This is a genomic window from Streptococcus sp. 27098_8_70, assembly GCF_041432215.1.
In the GTDB taxonomy this organism is placed as follows: domain Bacteria; phylum Bacillota; class Bacilli; order Lactobacillales; family Streptococcaceae; genus Streptococcus; species Streptococcus oralis_CP.
Window position 1 is genome coordinate 47,484 of record NZ_JAPVZD010000002.1, and the last position, 19,353, is coordinate 66,836.

20 protein-coding genes are annotated in these 19,353 nt (G+C 41.0%); 8 read left to right on the forward strand and 12 right to left on the reverse strand.

Going from position 1 to position 19,353, the window contains the following annotated elements:
* Nucleotide 1: 1 nt before the first annotated feature.
* The 3 genes from pbp2X to rsmH are packed head-to-tail and all read right to left on the reverse strand — an operon-like array spanning nucleotide 2 to nucleotide 3,539.
* Nucleotides 2–2,257, reverse strand: coding sequence for a penicillin-binding protein PBP2X (gene pbp2X, locus O3655_RS05880; protein ID WP_371641231.1), 2,256 nt, complete (start codon nucleotides 2,255–2,257; stop codon nucleotides 2–4).
* A 3-nt stretch (nucleotides 2,258–2,260) separates the two neighbouring features.
* The gene (ftsL, locus tag O3655_RS05885) at nucleotides 2,261–2,578 is read right to left on the reverse strand and encodes a cell division protein FtsL (RefSeq protein ID WP_000840795.1); all 318 of its coding nucleotides are present in this window, start codon (nucleotides 2,576–2,578) and stop codon (nucleotides 2,261–2,263) included.
* A 10-nt stretch (nucleotides 2,579–2,588) separates the two neighbouring features.
* Complete coding sequence (rsmH, locus tag O3655_RS05890) at nucleotides 2,589–3,539, reverse strand: 16S rRNA (cytosine(1402)-N(4))-methyltransferase RsmH (protein WP_371641232.1); 951 nt, start codon at nucleotides 3,537–3,539, stop codon at nucleotides 2,589–2,591.
* A gap of 162 nt (nucleotides 3,540–3,701) precedes the next feature.
* On the opposite strand from rsmH, the gene O3655_RS05895 reads away from it, so the two are divergent.
* From O3655_RS05895 to O3655_RS05910, 4 genes are read left to right on the forward strand one after another with little or no spacing between them, the layout of a single operon-like run.
* Nucleotides 3,702–3,896: a helix-turn-helix transcriptional regulator gene (locus O3655_RS05895; protein WP_001082470.1), complete on the forward strand. Its 195-nt coding sequence runs from the start codon at nucleotides 3,702–3,704 to the stop codon at nucleotides 3,894–3,896.
* Between the two features lie 15 nt (nucleotides 3,897–3,911).
* Nucleotides 3,912–4,454, forward strand: coding sequence for a DUF3278 domain-containing protein (locus O3655_RS05900; protein WP_371641233.1), 543 nt, complete (start codon nucleotides 3,912–3,914; stop codon nucleotides 4,452–4,454).
* 10 nt (nucleotides 4,455–4,464) lie between these two features.
* On the forward strand, nucleotides 4,465–4,806 hold the full coding sequence (locus tag O3655_RS05905) for a hypothetical protein (protein WP_000838131.1): 342 nt from the start codon (nucleotides 4,465–4,467) through the stop codon (nucleotides 4,804–4,806).
* Nucleotides 4,807–4,818: 12 nt separating this feature from the next.
* Nucleotides 4,819–5,358, forward strand: a complete 540-nt coding sequence (locus O3655_RS05910; RefSeq protein ID WP_371641234.1) for a DUF3278 domain-containing protein — start codon at nucleotides 4,819–4,821, stop codon at nucleotides 5,356–5,358.
* A 109-nt stretch (nucleotides 5,359–5,467) separates the two neighbouring features.
* Here the strand turns inward: O3655_RS05910 and O3655_RS05915 are convergent, their stop codons facing one another.
* Genes O3655_RS05915 through O3655_RS05950 form a run of 8 tightly spaced genes read right to left on the reverse strand, consistent with a single transcriptional unit; the run spans nucleotide 5,468 to nucleotide 12,482 of the window.
* Nucleotides 5,468–6,469, reverse strand: coding sequence for a LacI family DNA-binding transcriptional regulator (locus tag O3655_RS05915; RefSeq protein WP_162284737.1), 1,002 nt, complete (start codon nucleotides 6,467–6,469; stop codon nucleotides 5,468–5,470).
* Nucleotides 6,470–6,528: 59 nt separating this feature from the next.
* Nucleotides 6,529–8,430 (reverse strand): alginate lyase family protein, encoded by a 1,902-nt coding sequence (locus O3655_RS05920; RefSeq protein ID WP_371641235.1) that lies wholly within the window; start codon nucleotides 8,428–8,430, stop codon nucleotides 6,529–6,531.
* Nucleotides 8,431–8,451: 21 nt separating this feature from the next.
* Nucleotides 8,452–8,745 carry a preprotein translocase subunit YajC gene (yajC, locus tag O3655_RS05925; RefSeq protein WP_000381735.1) on the reverse strand — a complete coding sequence of 98 codons (294 nt, stop codon included), beginning with the start codon at nucleotides 8,743–8,745 and terminating at the stop codon, nucleotides 8,452–8,454.
* Complete coding sequence (locus O3655_RS05930) at nucleotides 8,745–9,563, reverse strand: PTS system mannose/fructose/sorbose family transporter subunit IID (protein ID WP_000148024.1); 819 nt, start codon at nucleotides 9,561–9,563, stop codon at nucleotides 8,745–8,747. The genes yajC and O3655_RS05930 overlap by 1 nt, the downstream gene beginning before the upstream one ends.
* Nucleotides 9,550–10,329 carry a PTS mannose/fructose/sorbose/N-acetylgalactosamine transporter subunit IIC gene (locus O3655_RS05935; RefSeq protein ID WP_308697375.1) on the reverse strand — a complete coding sequence of 260 codons (780 nt, stop codon included), beginning with the start codon at nucleotides 10,327–10,329 and terminating at the stop codon, nucleotides 9,550–9,552. Before O3655_RS05935 ends, O3655_RS05930 begins: the two co-directional genes overlap by 14 nt.
* Nucleotides 10,330–10,343: 14 nt before the next feature.
* The gene (locus O3655_RS05940; protein ID WP_000211086.1) at nucleotides 10,344–10,835 is read right to left on the reverse strand and encodes a PTS system mannose/fructose/N-acetylgalactosamine-transporter subunit IIB; all 492 of its coding nucleotides are present in this window, start codon (nucleotides 10,833–10,835) and stop codon (nucleotides 10,344–10,346) included.
* 10 nt (nucleotides 10,836–10,845) lie between these two features.
* Nucleotides 10,846–12,036: a glycoside hydrolase family 88 protein gene (locus O3655_RS05945; RefSeq protein ID WP_308697374.1), complete on the reverse strand. Its 1,191-nt coding sequence runs from the start codon at nucleotides 12,034–12,036 to the stop codon at nucleotides 10,846–10,848.
* An 11-nt stretch (nucleotides 12,037–12,047) separates the two neighbouring features.
* Nucleotides 12,048–12,482, reverse strand: coding sequence for a PTS sugar transporter subunit IIA (locus O3655_RS05950; protein WP_308697373.1), 435 nt, complete (start codon nucleotides 12,480–12,482; stop codon nucleotides 12,048–12,050).
* A 270-nt stretch (nucleotides 12,483–12,752) separates the two neighbouring features.
* Between O3655_RS05950 and O3655_RS05955 the strand changes: the two genes are divergently transcribed.
* The 4 genes from O3655_RS05955 to O3655_RS05970 are packed head-to-tail and all read left to right on the forward strand — an operon-like array spanning nucleotide 12,753 to nucleotide 15,899.
* Complete coding sequence (locus tag O3655_RS05955) at nucleotides 12,753–13,568, forward strand: gluconate 5-dehydrogenase (RefSeq protein ID WP_308697372.1); 816 nt, start codon at nucleotides 12,753–12,755, stop codon at nucleotides 13,566–13,568.
* 18 nt (nucleotides 13,569–13,586) lie between these two features.
* Complete coding sequence (locus O3655_RS05960; protein WP_308697371.1) at nucleotides 13,587–14,228, forward strand: RpiB/LacA/LacB family sugar-phosphate isomerase; 642 nt, start codon at nucleotides 13,587–13,589, stop codon at nucleotides 14,226–14,228.
* A 30-nt stretch (nucleotides 14,229–14,258) separates the two neighbouring features.
* Complete coding sequence (locus tag O3655_RS05965; RefSeq protein WP_308697370.1) at nucleotides 14,259–15,260, forward strand: sugar kinase; 1,002 nt, start codon at nucleotides 14,259–14,261, stop codon at nucleotides 15,258–15,260.
* A 9-nt stretch (nucleotides 15,261–15,269) separates the two neighbouring features.
* Nucleotides 15,270–15,899, forward strand: coding sequence for a bifunctional 4-hydroxy-2-oxoglutarate aldolase/2-dehydro-3-deoxy-phosphogluconate aldolase (locus O3655_RS05970; protein WP_308697369.1), 630 nt, complete (start codon nucleotides 15,270–15,272; stop codon nucleotides 15,897–15,899).
* A 126-nt stretch (nucleotides 15,900–16,025) separates the two neighbouring features.
* Here the strand turns inward: O3655_RS05970 and O3655_RS05975 are convergent, their stop codons facing one another.
* On the reverse strand, nucleotides 16,026–19,229 hold the full coding sequence (locus O3655_RS05975; protein ID WP_308697368.1) for an LPXTG-anchored hyaluronate lyase: 3,204 nt from the start codon (nucleotides 19,227–19,229) through the stop codon (nucleotides 16,026–16,028).
* Between the last annotated feature and the right edge of the window lie 124 nt (nucleotides 19,230–19,353).

The following is a 19,353-nucleotide window of genomic DNA, read 5'->3' on the forward strand; positions in this document are numbered from 1 at the left end:
CTTAATCTCCTAAAGTTATTTTCATTTTTTTAATGTCTTTGAGGGCTGTATTGGCACGGACACTTTGTTTCTTGACCGTTTTGCCACTACCTTCCCACTCGACTTCTATATTCAGCCATTTGGCAAATGTTTGCACATTTTCATCTGTCCAGCCGTATATATCAGGCATTTCTTCGACCTTATCTGACAGGATCAAGATCTGCTGATTGGCTTCCAAATTATCTCCTTCAGAAACCGAGAGTTCCTTGATCTTAGTTCCTGTTCCGATAACGATTGGTTGGACAAGGTTACGACGCAATTCTTCTGCTAGGTCACCCGGAGTAAAGTCCTTGGTAGCTGGCATGGCATAACTTGTCGTCTTGCTGACCTGATCCAAGCTCTTAGCAGTTGACTGAAGATTGAGGGATTCTTTCATAGCAGAAGCTCGCTCAAGGATTGGGTTGGCAAACTCTCCCAGCTGAACACCCGAATAATGCTCTGGCTGTTGCACCGTTACATAGAGGATAAAGTCAGGATTTTCTGCAGGATGCATCGACACAACTGAGAAGATATAGTTGGTTTCACCTGTCAGATAGCCCCCATTCTTCTCATCAGCAATCTGAGCAGTCCCTGATTTCAGAGCGACATTCTGTCCCGGAACATTGACATTTGGCTTTCCTGTACTGTGGTTGTACATGGTACCGTAGACAGGATCTGTTCCAACCATGACCATGTGCTCCCGAGTAGAGGACGCTGCTGCTTTTGACACAGGATTTCCGACGATTTCCTTTTGAGACTTACGGACAGACTGGTCATTTGGATCATAGAGGGCACTGATAAATTTCGGCTCCAACATAACCCCATCATTGGCAATGGCTGTAAAGGCACGAAGCATTTGGGTCTGGGTAACAGAAATCCCTTGTCCAAATGAACTCATGGCGATATTGACAATGTTATCAGCAGGCAATTGACCTGTGTACTCATCTGCCAAACCAAAACGGGTCGGTACCCCAAACTTAAAGCGGTTAAGGTAGTCCAACCAAGTTGCATCCCCCATCTTTTGCTCAAGCAAGGTCATTCCGATATTACTTGAGTGGGCAAATCCTTGAGAGAAGGTCATGGTGCCACCACTGGTCAATCCTTCATTGACGTCCCAGTCTCGAATGGTCGCATCTGCTATTTTCAATTCGCTACTGTTAAAGTATTCGCCACCAGGGAAGGTATTGTTGTCAATAGCCGAAGCTAACATCATCACCTTCATGGTTGACCCTGGCTCATAGTTACTTTGATAGAGGATATCACGCCAGACAAAGTCTTTTGTGATGCCATCCTTGGTATCGGCATTGAAGGTCGGCCGTTGAGTTGTAGCCAGGATTTCTCCTGTTTTAGCGCTGACCAAGGTAGCTGTCATATACTTGCCTTTTACCTTTTCCTGAAAGGCATCCATCTGGGTTTCCATAAAGGATTGTAAGGGACTAGAAAGGGTAGTGTAAACATCCTTTCCATCTACCGTTTGTTGGGAAGCTTGATCTGTACCCGGAACAATATTTCCCAGACGATCTTTCTCATAGGTGATGATCCCATCTGTACCCGCCAGAATGTTATTTAAAGAACTCTCCAATCCAGATGTCCCAATCAAACGTTTGGTGCCATCCTCATTTTCATGGAGTTGCGCTAAACCGATAAAGGAAGAAGCAAACTGTCCATTGGGATAACTACGGTTAGGGCTAGTTGTAAAGTCAACTCCCTCAACGCCAGCAGTTTTGAGGTCATTTTTAATGGCCATCATATTGGCATAGGTGATCCCATTTCCCTTGGTACCAAAGGATACCTGTTTTAGATCTGGCTGAGAAAGCTGTTCCTTGACATAAGACTCTTCCATATCTAGGTATTTATGGAAAATCTCAGCTACCTTATTAAATTGAGAATCCTCTACATAGAGAATTTTGCCTGTTGCTGACTTGTAGGTCTTGTCAATAACGGCATAGATATTATACGAAGTCGCATCTTCTGCAATAGGCGTTCCATTACGATCGTAGATGGTTCCCCGTTTTGCAGGAATCGTCTTAGTTGTTTGATGGACCTTGTTGGCTTCTTGAACCAAGTCCTTACCAAATTTTTTACCCGTTCCGATAATGACCGCAAAGTTGACCAAAAAGACCGCGAAGAGTATGACAGCCAATAAACTCAGGCTTTTCCCTACTCTTCGGCGATTTTCTTCTGGAGATTTACGGTTACGAACGGCATAACGGATGATTTTTTCTTTCCACTGTTTCATTTCTTACTCCGCTGCTCGGATATTTTCGTTATTCAGCTGCAAATCCTTGGAGTTTGCAATCTCTTTCAAACGTTCTGAACGAATCAATTCATTGACCTCTTGCTTGGCATCGTCTAGCTCGGTTTTCTTTTCTTCGATTTGAGCATTGACCTTGGTCAATTCATTCTGAACTTGTAATAGCTTGGTCTGCATAAACACAACGCTAATTGCCAGGATAATCATTGTTGCAGCAATCGAAACATAGAAGGCCTTTTCCACACGTGAGAAACCTTTAAACTTCGTTTGCAATAACTGGCTTGTTTTTTCGATTCTTTCTGCCATGTTTTTCCTCTTACTTGTGAATTTTTCTAGCCACGCGCAACTTGGCTGAATGCGAACGATTGTTGGCTTCTAGCTCTTCAGCACTTGGCAAGATTGGCTTGCGGGATACCAATTCCATCTTGGGCTTAAGGTCATCTGGAATGAAGGGCAAGCCTTTGGGAACTTCCACTGTTGAAGCCTCCTTAAACAACTGCTTGGTCAAGCGGTCTTCCAACGAATGGAAGGTAATGACTGAGATTCTCCCATCCAGAGCCAGCATGTTCATGGCCTGCTGGATGGATTCATCTGCAGCGCCCAGCTCATCATTGACTTCGATTCGGATAGCCTGGAAAATCTGCTTGGCAGGGTGCCCCTTTTTCTTGAGCTCCTTGGCAGGCTTGGCCGACTTGATAATCTCTGCCAACTCCGTCGTTGTCTCAATGGGTTTCACCTCACGCGCTTGCTCAATCTTACGAGCTATCTGTTTAGAAAACTTATCCTCACCATACTTGAAAAAGATCCGAACCAAGTCATGATAGTCATAATGATTGACCACCTCATAGGCCGTCAGACTAGCTTCCTGATTCATCCGCATATCCAGTGGCGCATCCTTTTTATAAGAAAAGCCACGCTCACGCTGATCCAGCTGAGGACTGGACACTCCCAAGTCATAACAAATTCCATCAATTCCCTGGACACCAGCCTCCTGCAAACGTGCCTGCAAATGACGGAAGTTATCCTTGATAAAGGTTACCATCCCCTTTTCGATATAGGGTGCCAACCGTTTTTGCGCATTGTCAATGGCATTCTGGTCCTGGTCAAAAGCATAGAGATGCCCTTTTTCGCTCAATTTACTTAATAAATATTCGCTATGGCCTGCTCCGCCCAAAGTTGCATCAACGTAGATACCGTCAGGTTTTACGTCAAGCATATCAATCGTTTCATGAAGCAAGACCGTTACATGATGAAATTCTTTTGTCATATCTTATCTATTTTACCACAAATCTGACCAGCTTGCACTTGTCAGACAAGGCTAAGTTTCTTCGAAAAAAATTCTCAAAAATATGTCATATATACTTGACATCTCATCCCCGAAAGAATATAATATAGTCAAATATATACGACATATCAGAAAGGAGACCCTATGAATCGTGTCAAAGAATTCCGCAAGGAACTGGGCATTTCCCAGCTCGAGCTCGCCAAAGATATCGGTGTCTCGAGACAGACCATCAACATGATTGAAAACGACAAGTACAATCCAACCCTGGAACTCTGTCTCAATCTCGCCCGCAGCCTCCAAACTGACCTCAATAGCCTCTTTTGGGAAGACGATTTTTAAAAAAGGAGCAAACAAATGAAAAAAGAAACTCTTACTGACAAACTCATCAAACGCACATACGGCATTTCTGGCCCCCTTGACGAACACAAACGGCGCGAGGCCGATCGTATCGGGAATCAGGTCTTTATCGTTCTCTTTTATCTCATGATATTTGGCAACCTCATCCCCTTTGTCCTTTCTTATAAATACCCACAAATTGTCGCTATCGGTTATCCTCTCGTGGTGTTTGGCATTTCGATGATGGCTGCCCTCTATGTGGTCTCTCAAACCAAGAAAACGGGCATCACAGCTATTGATCCCGAAATGTTAAGTAAGAAAGAAAGTAAACAACTGCATTTTCCTGGTCTAAAAGCCGGTCTAATCTATGGCATGGGCATGTTCTTTGGAATACCGCTTCTGAATGTCCTAACCGATGATAGCAAGGATTATCTTGGTTCTCTTTTAAATACAGGGCATTTTGTATCAACTATCCTAGCTACCCTCTTCTTCGGAGTGACCATACAAATTATCGTCTCTCTTCGCATTCGAAAAGCCAAGAAAGACCAAGAAAACGACTAGGAGGTTCCTTATGAAATCACTAGCTAGACTACTGATCAGTCATGTTTTTATCAGTATCTTTGTTACCTTTTTCCTACTTTCTGGACATATTGAGCATCCTTTCTTGATTATCTTTCTTTTATTCCTTCCTGTATTGAACAAGGGACAGAGATTCCAGAAAATCCAATCAAAAAAAATACGTCTTCTAAACGCATCTCTCTGTTTTATCCTCGTATCCTTTCCACAACTTTTAACAAATCCTATGGATTGGAGATACCTGGTATTTCTAATAATCTGTATCATTTTTAGTTTGGTTTACTTCTATACTCTCTATCAACTCTTTAAAGAAGTCAATCAAAAATCGCTCATTTAGGAGATCACTCCCATGAAAAAAGAAGATTTCACCACTCGCTTACTCAAACTATTCTTTCACATACAAGGGCCTTTTGATGAATGCCGTCAAGAGATGATTTACAAGGCTTGTGCCCGTGCCTTGATCCAAATCGTTTACTCCTCCCTCCTACTCTTCTTGTTCTATCTCCTATTTGGACGCTTCATAGGGTTGGTTCGAGATGCCATGCCCTACCTCTATTTTGGACTTATCTTCGTCCTCGCATCTAGGGCGAGACTAGCAGTTCGCAACTTACATTTAGACAAGGATGACCCGTCCGAAATCCATCACAAAAGCTACAGCAAAAGCCAAATCAAAGTTCATAGTTGGGGTGTATTCATCAGTATTCCAATTAGCTTGTTTGTCTTATCAGCCTTTCACAAACTCTTTGTTCAGCATCTTCCACTCGATACCTTTTGGGATGACCTCTTCCATTTCGATAAAATGCTACCTTTACTAGTCTTGGGTTTGGGAATTGGTGCCATCTTTGGAACCATGACCTATGCCTTTTTATCGGAACACGTTAAAAAATAGACCAAGATTCGCTAATTTTTTAATTTATAGGCAAAGAATCCCACCTAGTTCATTCTAGGTGGGATTCTTTTATTTCTTAACAGAGGTCGCAAGTCATTTCCCTTTCATCTTAGAAAGTAGACTCTTTCCAACTCACACTACAATCCAAGACTTGTTGCCTTTCTTCTTGATTGCGGCCTTCAATCTGATCAATCAAAATCTTTGTAGCCTGTTGTCCTTCTTCAAAGGCGGGCTGAACCAGCGTCGAAACACTTGGAGAAGAAAAGCAAGTCCACTCCGTATTGTCAAAACCAATCAACCCAACTTGTGGCAAGTTATAGTTCAACTCTTTGATAACGGTAAAGACTAGAGGTAGGGCCCAACAGTTAGGAACAAATACCAGAGTTTTTTCATCGAGATTGATTTCTTTTTGTAAAAATTCCTTAATTTGTTCCAAATTCGTATGCTTATCTTCAATGGTTAGACTGGCGTGGCGCATATTAGCATCTGTTAAAGCATCCACAAAACCACTTGCCCGCTCAATCCGAGTACTCAAACGACTCGTATCCGCTGTAATCAAAAGAAAATGCTCATAACCTTTTTCGATACAGGACTGGGTCATGTCATAAACGGCATCATAGTTATTGGTTTTGACCCAGCTAGTCCGGTGTTCATAGAGCTGACTATCAAAAAAGACCATTTTCTTCTTTTTCTCATCGATGATACGAGAATATTTTCGGAAATTAGAGGTCGGCTGAATAATAAAGCCGTCTACTCCCAAGAGAAGCATGCTTTCAATATACCGGTCCTCACTCTCTTGGCTGTAATTACTATTTCCTATCATTACCTGGTAGCCATTCTGGCTGGCGATATCCTCAATTCCCTTAACAATTTGGTTTGAGAAACTGTTGGTAATATCACCGATCAAAACACCAATTAATTTTGTTCGTTTGGAGTTTAAGCTACGCGCAACAATGCTCGGTTTGTAATTTGTTTCATGAATAACTTTTTCAATCTTTTCACGTGTCTCTCGGGACATTTTTTCATATTTCCCGTTTAGGTAAAATGACACGGTTGTTTTCGAGGTCTGAGCCATTTCTGCAATGTCTTTTATGGTCAGTTTCTTCTCCAATCTAAAACACCTCCTACTAATACTTAGTATAACATATTCACCATTCAAAATGCCTATTTCTAGCACTGCAAGCGAATCATTCTCTCATTTATTTTATCATATACTAGACATTTCCCACGCATTTTTGTTCCGTCAACGAGGCATAATTTTTCACCTACACAAATATCCTCGCTTAATAACAAAATCAGCTTGTCTGTTTCGTCATTTTTCACTTCAAAAGCCAGAGCATTTTCCACTTCACGACCATCTGTCTGGTAGACAGAATGAAGGATGATTTCAAAACTCTCATGCGCAATGATAGTATAATCCAGCATCTGATTCTCAAAGAATTGGCGCTTGGTGAGTTTGCTACTTTTTTCAAGTTCATTGTATTTAGGAGAAATAATGGTAGCTTCTAAATCAAAATCAACTTCACTCCATAGTCTCAACTGATTGATTTTCCCATCTTGATAGGTCACATCCTTGTCAAGAATAAACTGGGTCAACGCCTCATGCTGACCTTGACACCTGATATCATCTACTAAGAGCCAGACATCCTCTGCCAACATGAGGATTTTTCTCCTGTAAAGATAAGGCAAATCAGGATCTACTGACAAATAAGCCCCCTCAATATAATGCACTCCCTCTCTTTCTTTGTGGTGACAAAACAGGGAGTGAGGATAGTATTCATATTCCCAGGATCCCGTGATCCTTTCTGGAGCTTTCCCATCTACCATACAGGTCAAATGACTCCAAGCACTCTTTAAGAGATAACGTTCATCTATCTCCCGATAAGAATAACGCCCAGCATCTATGAAAATCGGTTGGCCTTGATACTGTAAGCAAAAACTATTCTCGTCACTATGGCTATGGGCACTTCCCAGCGGACCGTTTTTGAAAAATAGATAACGATGTTCATCCTTAATGCAGACATGTCCAGAGTCTTCAAAGATCATGGACTTAGGCTGCCAAGCTCTCTTTTCAAATTCCTGCAGTCGCTTGACCTTTTCTCGCCCTAGGAACAAGAGGCTAAGCAAATCAACTTTAACATCCAGACCGTTAAGAAGATCTTCCTTGTTCAAAACCACAGCAGACAGGCTCAAAATCTCTGTCGTTTCTGTAGAATCGCTATCACCAAAAGCCAGAGTCCGTCCATCCAGGCCTGTCATCATCTGAATGTAAGTCGCCATCTTTTCCAGCAACTCTTGAAAGCTATCTTGCAAGTCTGGAAGCAAGAGACACAAGTCTAGCAAGGCTTTATAAACCTCTACATGATAGAGAATCGACTGTTCAAACTGGCTTCCATCCTCTAAAATCTGCGTCTCAATTTGCTGTTTCAACTCCTCTGAAGCAAAAAGGTAAACTTCTTCTAAATCCATCTTATCTGAAAAGAAATGATAGATAGCAAGCATAGGAATTGTTTGTAAAATTCCCCAGTTACTAAGGGTGTACTTGGCGCGATAGTGGCTTTTCATAAAGTCAATCTGCTTTTCTAGACTGACCAAAATTTTCTCTAGTTCTTCCTCTTCTAGCAAGTCAAATTTCGAGAAGAGCAAGAGTAGTTTTAACCAAGTAAAGGAACGAATGCCCGTATCCAAGGTTCTGGTCATCAAAGATTGAGGAGAAAACTCTCTCACCTGCTCAATCCAATCAAATAGAAAGAACTTGCACTTTTGAATATAGCCCTTATCTCCTTCTACCAGATACCCTATCATAAACTGCAAGAGATATTCTTGTCGATTGAGCATATAAGCCCATTCTGGATCATCTTCAAATACTTGATTCCACACCATCGGCTGGATTTGGTAGATTTTTGAACAAGGTTCCATATCCCAAGGACTATCAAACATAAAACGATTGTCCATCAAGCGCTCAAGAGAACGCTTGACCTTCTCATAGTCTTTTGAACAGTGAGACAAGATATAGTCACGACATTGGTCCCCATCGACTCTTTCAAAAAATTGTCTTCTTTCTTCTTTCATTATCTATTACCAGAAAAAGAACTACTTAAAAAGCAGTTCTTTTGTCTTTCCCATTACACTTTCCTTTTCTACATAGATGACGACTCCTTTTGCAATCTGCAAAGAGATCAAGTCATCTTTGATAGAAATGATTTTTCCATGAATTCCAGACAACAACAACACTTCATCATCAGATGTTAAAGAAGCTAAATACTCTTGTCGTTGCTCCATCTGTTTGCGAAGCAACTTTTGCTGACGAATAGAATGAAAGCTTGACAGTAAAAGGGGGCTCACTGCCAAGACAATCACTATTCCATAAAACAATGTCGTATCCATTAAGCTAGAATCTTAAGCCAGCTTCCGATAATTCCGATGATAACTGTTAAAATAACGAGTTTATATGTTGTCCATTTCTTTTCTTTGATCAAGTAGTAAACTAAAAGTGTAAATAGGGCTGGTAGAAGAGCTGGAGCAACCTTATCAAGCATTCCCTGAATGCTTACGATACTTTGTTTAGCGTCTGCTTTTACTTCCCCTGCAGCAAAGGTAATCGGCACCATAATCTTAACAGATGTCGCTGCCAAACCAGCAATTACGGTTACACCGATAATATTGGCAATACGAGAAATCGTTGCCATCTGTTCGCTTAGTTTATCAATCACAGTTGTTCCTAGTTTGTATCCATACAGACCAGTTGACAATTTAATAGCTGTCAAAATCGTATTCATCGCAAGGAAGAACAAGATTGGACCGACAACCAAGCCTTCTTGAGCAAACGAAGCTGCGATGGTTGAGAACAATGGAGCTAAACAAAATTGAGAGAGAGAATCCCCAATACCTGCCAATGGTCCCATCAAGGCCATCTTGATGCTACGTGTTTCTTTTGCTGGGCGACCATTTTCCAACATTACAAGGTGCAAGCTGGTAATAAAAGGCAGGAAGTGTGGGTTGGTATTATAGAATTCACAGTTTTCTTCCAAGGCTTGGTAGAAACCTTCCTGATCCGCTCCATAGTGTTTTTTCAAAGCAGGATACATTACATTGGCATATCCCAACCCTTGATAGTTACTATAGTTAAATCCATTTTGTAAAAAGAATGCCCGCAAAGACGTTTTAAGATAATCACGTTTTGTTAATTTGTTAGATCCAGTCATCGTGTACTTCCTCCTCTACCACATGATCCGCTGTTTTTGGCTTGTTATAAAATTCAATCAAAGCAAAGATAGTACCTACAATTGCAATACCAATTGTTGGGATGTTTAGATAAGCTGCACAAACATATCCCAATAAGACAAACGGAATCAACTCTTTCTTAGCCATCACTGACAAGATCATTGCAAAACCGATAGCTGGGAGCATTTTACCAGCAACTGTCAAACCTGTAAGCAATACCGGTGGAATGTAGTCTACGAGTTTCAACAAGGTATCCATTGAAAGGGCACCCAAGCAACCCAAGGTAAATCCAATAAAGGCAAACAACCAAATTGTTGCATTTAGAGTAAACTTGAATTTCTTCAAATTATGGTTTTTCAAGTGCTTCATCGCCGTTTCAGGTGCTCCAGCACGTACAGTGTAAGCGAAAGTTTGTAAGAATTGAATCGCCACAGCAATCGGAGTAGAGAGGGCAAGAGCCGCTTCTGGACTGACTTTACCAGCACTAGTGATAGCCATCAAGGTACCAAAGATACCAGGTCCGATTGGGTTTGGTGGAACAGTACCTCCAGCACCAACACCGAATCCCATATAAGCCAATTCACCAATAGCTCCCATTGCAAGAGCAGTAGGCAGATCACCTAGAATAATTCCGACACCAAATGACAGAACAATACATCTATTGGTGTAAATTCCCAACAGCATTCCACTAAAACAGAAAGCTGTCCATAATCCAATTAAAATCGCTTGAAATACATTAATCGACATAACAATCTCCTCTTTTAAATATAGTCCAGAATGTTGACTTCAACAGCTCCATCATTTCCTGTTGGAGTTGTTTTCGTATTAAATGTTACTTGATGCGTTTGACTCAATTCCTTAAGAGCTACCTTGTCCTCTTCACCTAGGAAGATGGAGCGTGTCACTTGCTCTTTACCAGGGGCATTGTGAATGTTCCCAATATTGATTTCTTTGATAGGGACACCACCTTCTACCAAGGTTAAAGCGTCCTTCACATCCTTTACAACAATAAAAATTGTTTGAGCAGGATTAGCCTTGTGAATGATATCAATCACCTTTTGTAAAGGGAAGAAACGCATAGCAACTGAGTCTGGCACAACTGTTTTCATCAGAGTTTGTTGCATCTTGTCCGTGCTCACTTCGTCATTGGCAACAATGACCGTATTACAACCTAAGTATTTTACCCAAAGTTGTCCTTGCCCGTGAATCAACCGTTCATCGATACGGGTCATAATAATATTTGGCGTTGTCATATTTCTCCTCCTACCAATATAGGTTCCAGTCTTTGTAGAAACGGATAAGCGCTTCTAGGTAATAGTAGTCACCCCAGATATTGCCTTCATCCACTCCTTTACCTGAATGCCATGAGTACACACCGTGGAGGAGACTTGTCCCACCAGGGGTAAATTGATCATTTGCATAATGTTCGATCAAGGAACGAAGCATGGCATGCATAGCATGTTTATAAATATCTTTGTCAGCATCCACCTCTGGGAGATGTTTTAACATTTCATGAATCCCACAGACGGCGATAGCTGTTGCTGAAGAATCTCGTGATTGATCACTACCATCATTAAAAATCAAATCCCAATAAGAAATATGATCTTTTGGCAGACGATTCAAGAAATAATTGGTTACACCCTTAAACAAGTCAAAGCAGGACTCGTCTTTCAGATAACGATAAGTCAAAGGAATACCATAGACTCCCCATGATTGACCACGTGCCCAGCATGAATCATCACTATACCCTTGTCTCGTTACACCTTTAAGGGGTTGACCTGTCTCAGGATCAAAATAGAAGGTGTGGAAGGACGAAGCGTCATCACGGATTACATTATTAGCTGAAGCATAGAAATGACTTTCTGCAATATCGTAGTATTTTTGATTGCCTGTTTCTTGATAAGCAAAGAACAAGAGTTGAATATTGAGCAAGCAGTCGATAATCAAACGGTAATGTTCTTTTTTGCCCAAGTCTCCCCAAGCCTGAATGAAGCCACCTTTTTCTTGATAGCGTTCAATCAACTTATCTGCAGCTTTCAAGGCTGCTTCTCTAGCCTCTCCATCTCCATTTATCTTATATTCAGCCATACAAGACGGTGTGTACAAGAAACCGAGATCATGGTGATCCAACTCTACTCTCTTATTGACACGCTCCAGAAAAGAAAGAACATTTTTATGTGCCATGTTTTTAAATGCATCCTGTTGACTGTATTCATAAGCCAACCACAGTTCTCCCGTCCAGAAACCATTGGTCCATTCTGTGTTATCCATAATTGGATAGACATTATCAAAGGTAGCTGGTGTGGGGAAATCTTCCTTGAAATAGTCAAGGTTGAGTTCTAACTGCCTAATAACCTTTTCAATTGCCTGACCGACTTCTTCTTTCGTCAGAAGTGGTACTTCTAAGAAGCGCTCAGGCGATTTTATTTCTTCAATCGTAATCTTTTTTATCATTCTTTAATCCTTTAAATACCTGATTCAAAATCTTCTTCCTCTGCCTCTACATCAGTTGAAAACAATTCTTTACCATTTACGACTCCGCCCTGGGCCGCTGCCACTGATTTATTAACAACCTCATCAAAGCTATGAGCCATTCTAGCAAAGACTGCTTCCATTAACATGGCCAAGTTCAAACCTGAGAGAACATTCATTGTTTTGGTTGGATTTTCTACCATTATAGTAGAAGAAACCTTAAATGGTGTCCCTCCCAAGAGATCACTTAGGATTAAAACTTTTTCTTCATTTGAAATTGCAAGTAAGATTTTTTGCTTGAGTTCATCTGCTGACATTCCTTCCACAAAGTCAATCGCCTCCACATTTTCTTGATCGCCTGCAATCAATTGTAAAGAACTATAAATCCCTGTGGCAAAATGTCCATGCCCTACAAGTACAATTTTCATCTTTTCTCCTTCCTTGTTTGAGTTTACCGGTTTACTTTACATTTCCCATTGTAAACCTTTATTTTTATCTTGTCAATAGTTTTTTTAAAAAAATATTAGCGCTTTCATTGTTTATTTAACCATTATAATAGACAGAAATTTCAAAATCTTCCGTTTTTTAGGAAAACAAAGATTTTAAGAAATATAAACATTTAATTATTGACAAAACCGGTTTACTAGAATATAATTTGGTTATAGAGAAGTCTTAACAAATTTGAAAGGAAGTATCAAATGACAAATACATCATTCTCAATTGAGCAGTTTTCTTTAAAAGAAAAAATTGCTCTCATTACAGGCGCTTCTTATGGAATTGGATTTGCGATTGCCAAGTCCTATGCAGAAGCGGGTGCTACTATCGTCTTTAACGATATCAATCAAGACCTGGTCAATAAAGGGATTGAAGCTTATCGTGAAGTTGGCATCGAAGCCTATGGATATGTCTGTGACGTGACAGACGAGAACGGTATCCAAGCCATGGTCAAGCAAATCGAACAAGAGGTTGGTGTCATTGACATCCTCGTTAATAATGCTGGTATTATCCGCCGAGTTCCAATGTGCGAAATGAGCGCCGCTGATTTCCGTAAGGTCATCGATATTGACTTAAACGCACCATTTATCGTTTCAAAGGCAGTTATTCCTTCTATGATAAAGAAAGGGCATGGAAAGATTATCAATATTTGTTCGATGATGAGCGAACTGGGACGTGAAACAGTTAGCGCTTATGCTGCCGCTAAAGGGGGCTTGAAAATGTTGACCCGCAACATTGCATCCGAATACGGTGGAGCCAATATCCAATGTAACGGAATTGGACCGGGTTATATTGCCACTCCTCAAACAGCACCTCTTCGTGAGTTGCAAGAAGATGGTTCTCGCCACCCATTTGACCAGTTCATCATTGCAAAAACACCTGCTGCACGTTGGGGGAATCCTGAAGATTTGATGGGCCCTGCTGTCTTTCTCGCTAGTGATGCCAGCAATTTTGTCAATGGCCACATCCTATATGTAGATGGCGGTATCTTAGCCTACATCGGAAAACAACCTGAGTAACAATAGAAAGAAGATCTTATGAAAATCGCATTAATCAACGAAAATAGTCAAGCTAGCAAGAATCACATTATTTACGATAGTCTGAAAGAAGCAACAGATAAAAAAGGCTACCAATTATTTAACTATGGTATGCGTGGAGAAGACGGTGAAAATCCATTAACATACGTACAAAACGGACTAATGGCTGCTATCCTTTTAAATACAAAAGCAGTCGACTTTGTTGTTACCGGCTGTGGTACAGGTGTAGGGGCTATGCTTGCTTTGAACAGCTTCCCTGGTGTTGTCTGTGGTCTAGCAGTGGACCCAACTGACGCTTACCTTTATTCTCAAATCAATGGTGGTAACGCCTTGTCTATCCCTTATGCCAAAGGATTTGGCTGGGGGGCAGAACTGACCCTCAAATTGATGTTTGAACGCTTATTTGCTGAAGAAATGGGCGGTGGCTACCCAAGAGAACGTGTAATCCCTGAACAACGCAACGCTCGTATCTTAAACGAGGTGAAACAAATCACCCACAATGATTTGATGACCATCCTTAAAACAATCGACCAAGACTTCCTCAAAGACACCATCTCTGGCAAATACTTCCAAGAATACTTCTTTGAAAACTGCCAAGATGATGAAGTCGCTGCTTATTTGAAAGAAGTATTAGCCAAGTAAAGCTATTCTAAACCAGAAAGGAACTAATGGATGACGAAAATCTTACTGTTTGGCGAACCATTAATTCGAATCTCACCATTAGATGCCACCAGTATCGGCGATCATGTTGCCAGTTCGACTTATTTTGGCGGATCAGAAATTAATATCGCTTGTAATTTGCAAGCCCTGGGTATCTCAACGAAAGTCTTTACCGCACTCCCTGCCAACGAGATTGGAGATCGTTTTATTACATTCTTGAAACAGCACCAAATCGATACCAGTTCAATCTATCGGCTTGGCGATCGAATCGGCCTCTACTATTTGGAGAACGGCTTTGGTTGTCGTCAAAGTGAAGTTTTCTACGATCGTAAGCATACGAGTATCAGCCAGATTCGGCCAAACATGCTCGATATGGATTCTCTCTTTCAGGGGATTAGCCATTTTCATTTTAGTGGAATTACCGTAGCTATCGGTCAAGAGGTTCGTACGCTCCTTCTCCTACTCTTGGAAGAAGCCAAGCGCCGAGGGATTATCGTTTCAATGGATCTCAATCTGAGAACAAAGATAATTTCAGTCCTAGAAGCTAAGTATGAATTTTCTAAGTTTGCTCGTTTCGCTGATTATTGCTTTGGTATTGATCCTCTCATGATTGATGACCAAAATCTAGAGATGTTCCCAAGAGACAGAGCTAGCCTAAAAGAGGTGGAAAATCGCATGCAACTTTTAAAAAAAACCTATGGTTTCAAGGCCATTTTCCATACCCTCCGCTCTAGTGATGAGCAAGACAAAAATGTCTATCAAGCCTATGCTCTGGGAGAACAATTTGAAGAGTCTGTCCAACTAAAAACTGCAGTCTATCAACGAGTTGGTAGCGGGGATGCCTTTATCTCTGGTGCCCTTTACCAACTACTCCATCATTCCTCCCTAAAAACTAGCATTGACTTTGCAGTTGCCAGCGCAACTCTCAAATGTACTCTTCCAGGAGACCATCTCTCCACTCCCGCAGCTAGTATTGAAAAATTACTGGAAAATGCACAAGATATCATTCGTTAGGAGAATTACATGACCAAATCAGATACGATTATTGAACTAAAAAAACAAAAAATTGTCGCTGTCATTCGAGGAAATACAAAGGAAGAAGGACTACAAGCCTCGATTTCTTGTATCAAGGGCGGTATCAAAGCTATTGAAATTGCCTATACCAATCAGTATGCAGGGCAAATCATCAAGGAACTTGTAGACTTGTATCAGGACGATCAGAGTGTTTGTATCGGTGCAGGTACTGTGCTTGATGCCGTAACTGCTAGAGATGCCATTCTAGCCGGAGCAAATTACGTTGTTTCTCCATCTTTCCATGCTGAAACTGCAAAAATGTGCAATCTCTACAGCACACCGTACATTCCAGGCTGTATTACCCTCACAGAGATAACGACTGCACTTGAAGCCGGTAGTGAAATCATCAAACTCTTCCCAGGTAGTGCTCTCAGTCCATCATATATCTCTGCAGTCAAGGCGCCAATCCCACAAGTTTCCGTAATGGTAACCGGAGGAGTCGGCCTAAATAACATTCCTCAATGGTTCGCTGCTGGTGCAGACGCCGTTGGAATTGGTGGCGAACTCAATAAACTCGCTTCCCAAGGCGACTTTGACCGCATCAGCGAGATTGCCAAACAGTATGTTACACTCAGATAAAATGAAGTGAAAAAGGATAAGTGTTAACTTATCCTTTTTTAAAAGAAAAATCCGAAGATGTTTGACCTTCTTCGGATTTTTTCTATTTTCCACAGTTTCATGTGATTCATCTAGATGATGAACAAATCAGTTGTTCTTTCCTCTGCGGAACAGATAAACCGCCCCAAGTAGCAAGAGCCCTAGACTTGCCAAGATTGACTGACCTTCTCCTGTATGAGGGAGATTCTTTTGATCCGAATGGTTCTTTTCTTCTTCAGATTTTTCCTTTTCTTTTGAATCCTGAGTTTGTGGCTGAGCTGCTTGTTCTAACTTTTTAAAGACTTCCTGATCTGGCGCTGATTCCTGGGTTTCAGGATTGTAGTAGGCAACCTTATAGTCATCCCCTTCTTTTCGAATAGTATAGACTCCACGTTTCAAGACTTGGAATTGGTTGGAAATAGTAGAGACAGAATCATCATATTTCACAATGCCCCAAACTCCTTGTTTGGCATCATAAACAGACTGAAGGGTCTCATTGTTATCGATGAGGCTACTTTCTAACTCTTTTACCATTTGATTGAAGGTGGCACGATCCACGTTAGGGATGAGCATATAGCCATAAGAATCTCCATTTTGCTTATGAGCCTGACTAATCGTAAGAAATTCATTTTCGACTTCCTTGTCTGACTGTCCTTCATTGATATCCTTCCAAGATCCCTTTTGGACAGCCTTACTCATACTGATTGAACTCTTCTTAAAGAAAAAGTAACCAATATTCTTTTTCGAATTGGACGATTCTAAAAAGACACTTTGGGTTTCAGGATAATCCTTTTCTTGTTCTGTGAGGGAGGCTTCTTTATCATTGACATAGACTTTATATGGATCACTTGATTCCAGTTTTCTCTGGTCAATTGTAGTTGCAGCAGTATCTGTTGAAGTGTTCTGGATATTGCTTCCTAAAAAGGCAATCTTATCCTTCAGCATAAACCAGCTCTTATGAGCAGTCAATGTTTGATTCCAGTTAGTGAAATCCATGGTTGCTGTCGCATTGGCCTCATCTAGTTTGCTCGTTCCAACGAAAGCAGACGGTAGAACTTTACCTGTATCACTATCCAATCTCTTAGCATCCGTCTCTGTCGTACCAGGCATCTTATAGGGATTAACTGTTGGCCAGTAGCCATCGCTATAGTGACTCAAATCACCATTATAAAGATAGAACATCCCATCACTTGTATACCAACCACGTTTGTTTTCCTTGTTCATGTGTTCGTAATTCAAGGTACGACTGGAAAAGAGTGATAAGCCAAATCCAAACCCTTTCTCTGCATTGTACATAGCTGTTTTATCCATCTTGTTAAAGGCAGATAGGTAACTTGTTCTTGGAACACTTGCGACTCCAGCATCACTTAACAAGGATTGCATCAAACTGATATCCTTATAAGTCTTCAAATTCTTAAAGACATCATAATAACTATCCGATTGAACAATGGTCTTCACAAGACTCTGCAACCGTTGTTTGGTTTCTCCTTCAGACATATCCGCTATCCGGTGAATCCCTCTTAGTACTTCTACTGCGGCCACATGCCCCTCACTATTTGCACGACTGATAGAGCGGCCACGACTCATATCCATCAGCTCTCCATTCACTAGCAAAGGAGCAAACGATTTATCAATCCAGTGGTACATGGTTTGCATTTTATCTTTATCGATTGGGCTCTTGGTCTTTTGAATGACTGGCAACAGTTGAGAAAGGCCATCAATCAAGACATTTCCATAAGCACCCGTATAGGCAACATTGGTGTGGTCGATATAAGATCCATCCTGATAAAAACCTTCGCCTTGGTCTACCAACTTAAACACTTGCTCAATCGAACGAATGGTAGAAGAAATTTCTTGGTCATCCTTGCGCAGTAAACCAGCTATTACTTTTACCCTTCCCATATCCACTAAGTTTCCACCTAGGGCCTTAAATGGGTTATCAGTCGTCTTTCGGAAATGTTCGGGATCTGGCACAAATTTTTCAATCACATCTGTATATTTTTTTATTTCCTCATCTGAGAAGTATTCTTTCATCAGAGACAAGGTATTGTTGATGGCACGAGGTGTACCGATTTCATAATCCCACCAGTTCCCAACAATGCTCTTTTCACTATTGTAGACATGTTTATGCATCCATTCCATGGAATCCCTAACTGTTCGAATGACGGTTTCATCTTGATAATAACGAGAAGAAGGATTGGTCACTTGCTTGGCCATCTCCTCTAATTTCCGATAAGTGGCAGTCAGATTCGCAGACGTTTTATAATTTGAAAATTTTTCCCACAAATAGGTGCGGTCCGCCTGACTTGAAATACTGGATAGGCTATCAGCTACCTTTCCTTCCAGCTCCTGGTTTAACTTGGCCATCTGTTCATTTTTAGAATCATAGTATTGATTCCCAGCGATGATGCCATTCCAGTCATCCAAACGGTCTGTGTATGCATCCTTAACAGAGGCTAGAATCTTCAAAGGAATCTTTTTCACTTCCTTGCCATCTTTACTGACAATGACATTGGTTGTCCCTTCCTTAAGAGGTTCTAAAATTCCATTTTTGACTGAAGCAACGTCAGGATTTTCTACCTTATAAGTATAGTCCGCAAGAGCAAAAACATGTTTTTTCCCAATTGGTAAATCAATCTTTTCCTCAAGCTGTTTATCTGTTTGAGAATCCTCAGAAGGCTGGTCTGCTACCTCTACTAGCTCAATATCCTTAAAGGAAACAGTCCCTGTTCCCGTTTCATAGAATAACTCCAGCTTGATTTTATCAACATCTAAAGTCGGGCTATAGTCTGCTTCAATGGTCTGCCAGTCCTTTGTTCCCGACGTTGTTGCAGAATTCCACAATTGCTTGTCCTTACCACTTTCCTCAATGATGCGAACCTTAGCAATCCCGACTTTATTATCTGTTTTAATCTTGAAACGCAGTTTATACTTTCTCTTAGCTTCAATAGGGACCATACGGTGAAGCACTGCCCTTAGTTTCTCAGAACTTGAGATAGTGACAGCCCCATCCTTGGCTTCAATGACTCGAGTTGAGGCACCTGAAGAACTATTCTTCTGGTCTACCCAAGCTGACCACCCCTGGGCTTTGCTTCCTGTCCACGGACTGCTTCCGTTCTCCGTCTGACTAAAATCACCATTTTCAACTAAATTTTTGGTATCCCTTTGCTGATACTGAATTTCCTTCTGGCTTTGCTGAATGGTATTCGTAGTCGTTTCTTCCGCTCCAACTGTCATATAATGGTTTAATAAAAATCCCGATAAAACAAGTGAAGACAAACTCACAATGAGCTTCTTTGTTTTTGTTTGCATGTGTACACTCCAATAAACATATTGTAAAATCAATAGGAACTAAATCTCAAATTAGAGATTTATAGCAACTGAGTAAACCGGTTTAATTAAATCATATCATTTTTAAAGTTATTTGTAAACGGTT

Coding starts and splice junctions, on each gene's coding strand:
- O3655_RS05930 (WP_000148024.1), bottom strand. CDS start 9,563: ATGACTGGATCTAACAAATTAACAAAACGTGATTATCTTAAAACGTCT.
- O3655_RS05935 (WP_308697375.1), bottom strand. CDS start 10,329: ATGTCGATTAATGTATTTCAAGCGATTTTAATTGGATTATGGACAGCT.
- O3655_RS05955 (WP_308697372.1), top strand. CDS start 12,753: ATGACAAATACATCATTCTCAATTGAGCAGTTTTCTTTAAAAGAAAAA.
- O3655_RS05950 (WP_308697373.1), bottom strand. CDS start 12,482: ATGAAAATTGTACTTGTAGGGCATGGACATTTTGCCACAGGGATTTAT.
- O3655_RS05965 (WP_308697370.1), top strand. CDS start 14,259: ATGACGAAAATCTTACTGTTTGGCGAACCATTAATTCGAATCTCACCA.
- O3655_RS05905 (WP_000838131.1), top strand. CDS start 4,465: ATGAAATCACTAGCTAGACTACTGATCAGTCATGTTTTTATCAGTATC.
- O3655_RS05940 (WP_000211086.1), bottom strand. CDS start 10,835: ATGACAACGCCAAATATTATTATGACCCGTATCGATGAACGGTTGATT.
- O3655_RS05895 (WP_001082470.1), top strand. CDS start 3,702: ATGAATCGTGTCAAAGAATTCCGCAAGGAACTGGGCATTTCCCAGCTC.
- O3655_RS05970 (WP_308697369.1), top strand. CDS start 15,270: ATGACCAAATCAGATACGATTATTGAACTAAAAAAACAAAAAATTGTC.
- O3655_RS05945 (WP_308697374.1), bottom strand. CDS start 12,036: ATGATAAAAAAGATTACGATTGAAGAAATAAAATCGCCTGAGCGCTTC.
- O3655_RS05900 (WP_371641233.1), top strand. CDS start 3,912: ATGAAAAAAGAAACTCTTACTGACAAACTCATCAAACGCACATACGGC.
- O3655_RS05975 (WP_308697368.1), bottom strand. CDS start 19,229: ATGCAAACAAAAACAAAGAAGCTCATTGTGAGTTTGTCTTCACTTGTT.
- O3655_RS05920 (WP_371641235.1), bottom strand. CDS start 8,430: ATGAAAGAAGAAAGAAGACAATTTTTTGAAAGAGTCGATGGGGACCAA.
- yajC (WP_000381735.1), bottom strand. CDS start 8,745: ATGGATACGACATTGTTTTATGGAATAGTGATTGTCTTGGCAGTGAGC.
- ftsL (WP_000840795.1), bottom strand. CDS start 2,578: ATGGCAGAAAGAATCGAAAAAACAAGCCAGTTATTGCAAACGAAGTTT.
- O3655_RS05960 (WP_308697371.1), top strand. CDS start 13,587: ATGAAAATCGCATTAATCAACGAAAATAGTCAAGCTAGCAAGAATCAC.
- rsmH (WP_371641232.1), bottom strand. CDS start 3,539: ATGACAAAAGAATTTCATCATGTAACGGTCTTGCTTCATGAAACGATT.
- O3655_RS05910 (WP_371641234.1), top strand. CDS start 4,819: ATGAAAAAAGAAGATTTCACCACTCGCTTACTCAAACTATTCTTTCAC.
- pbp2X (WP_371641231.1), bottom strand. CDS start 2,257: ATGAAACAGTGGAAAGAAAAAATCATCCGTTATGCCGTTCGTAACCGT.